Annotated in this window: 3 protein-coding genes; all 3 read right to left on the reverse strand. The window is 27.3% G+C overall.

The window, feature by feature from the left end; all coding sequences use genetic code 11:
• Positions 1-263: hypothetical protein (locus B0A68_RS22680; protein WP_243394163.1), on the reverse strand; the 263-nt coding region annotated here is incomplete at its 3' end.
• Positions 264-493: 230 nt separating this feature from the next.
• The gene (locus tag B0A68_RS22685) at positions 494-1,108 is read right to left on the reverse strand and encodes a hypothetical protein (RefSeq protein WP_035684779.1); all 615 of its coding nucleotides are present in this window, start codon (positions 1,106-1,108) and stop codon (positions 494-496) included.
• A gap of 275 nt (positions 1,109-1,383) precedes the next feature.
• On the reverse strand, positions 1,384-1,778 hold a 395-nt coding region (locus B0A68_RS24570), incomplete at its 5' end, for a hypothetical protein (protein ID WP_165770641.1).

A 1,778-nucleotide genomic window follows, 5' to 3' on the forward strand; every position in this document is an offset into this window, starting at 1 on the left:
AACTCTAAAGTTTCTGCATCGAAATAAGCAAAACAGGACATTCCTTCAAAAAATGAAATTACTTCACCTTTTTCATTATATTCGACATTAGTGCTTTTTGTGTTAAAAGAGACTATATAAACTTCTTTCGTTGTTCCATCTCTTAATTCATCTAACTCCTTATCCCAGCAATTTAAAGGGATACGTTCATCATACGATATGACATCTGTTTTTACTAACCAAATTTTTAGCTTTTCAATTATTTGTTCTTTGATGTTCATCATTTATTTTATTTTTGTTATATCGACATTATTAGCTTCACAATTTTTAATTGCCTCATTCATATATTTTTGAGCATGTTTCAATTGCCTTTCATTGATTACAAATCCTCCTATCGTTGTGCATATCTAAACGATTGGGATAGATGGCAAAAAAACACCCGTTTCTCTAAAATATAAAAACGGGTGTTTAATGTTCAAGAAATTTGAATAATTGTAAAAAGCTTAAAACTCAATTAATAGATTGAAAAATACAATATTACTTTTTCTTCATTTATATTCAATTTTATACTGTTTTTAGTGACTTCTAATGAAGCGATTGGGCTATCTTTTACTTCATAAAGTAATACATCATTTTTGTCAGATTTGGTATATTCTTTTCCTTCTAATGCTTTATCTATGACATGAATAGGAACTTCTTTGTTGAATTCTAAAAAAAGATTTTGCATGTAAGATTCCCAAAAACAGTATTTTTCAAGAACCTCTTCGTCAGAGTATTCCTCAGTATGAAATTGCACATTCATACTTGTAACTTCTTTTCTCATGAAATTGTTATAAGTAAATATATCCTCATTTATTCTTCTTTTATTCTCATTTATGCAGGTTAACAAATTTCTATTAGCAGAATCTAATGATATAATAGAATGAAATTTATCTCTAGGAAATTTATCTTTGTAAATATAGATCATTAAATAGACAAGTTCTTCAAACGAACAGGTTTCGGCATAATCTTCAAAATGCCGTTCATCCCAATCAACTATAGTATAATAGATTTCTCTTCTATTCATATAATTTTCTTCTGTACGCTCCAGATCTAAATATAAGAAATCTAGTTTTGGTAATTTACTCATTGTTCTTATTTTATTTTGTGAATTTAGTGTATTCTATATAATCTGCAAACTCCTCATTGTACAAAGTCTACTGACTTCATACTCATTCCAATAATCCACAAAGACAATGAGAAAAATAAATTTGAAACCGAGTACAACAACTGGTACGAAGTCGGGAGACTTCGCATAGTAATTGCGAATACCTCGTAGAGCGGATTAATGATATCATTGCTTTTAAATTTTACCAAACTACTTGAAAAATATTCTTGGATTCTGTTAAGTTCATTAGTCTTAAATTAATCTAATAAGATTTTTTCTCTAAGATAAATTGGTGTTTGAATTAAAACTTCATTTAAACTTAGTGAAGAAATTTTGAAGTTTAATATTTCTTTGGGATTTATTGTTTCCCAAACTTTCCAATACCAAATATCATCTTTAACATAACCAATATAAATCCATAAGTTAAAAAATCTGCTAGTAAAAGGAATTTTGACAGCATTAAACTTTTTATCAAATAATTCAACTTCAGGATCCTCCAGTTCCTCAATTGTTTTACTATTAAGATATTTATTCCAGTTTTTAATTAATTCATTATCAGTAATTTGCCAGAAATAATCATCTTTAAACATTTCAGGCACATTATCAATGGCTATTTTAAAAACTTCAAAATTTACACATAAAAAACTAAGAT

The sequence above is a fragment of the Flavobacterium reichenbachii genome (genome assembly GCF_002217435.1).
GTDB classification, from domain to species: domain Bacteria; phylum Bacteroidota; class Bacteroidia; order Flavobacteriales; family Flavobacteriaceae; genus Flavobacterium; species Flavobacterium reichenbachii.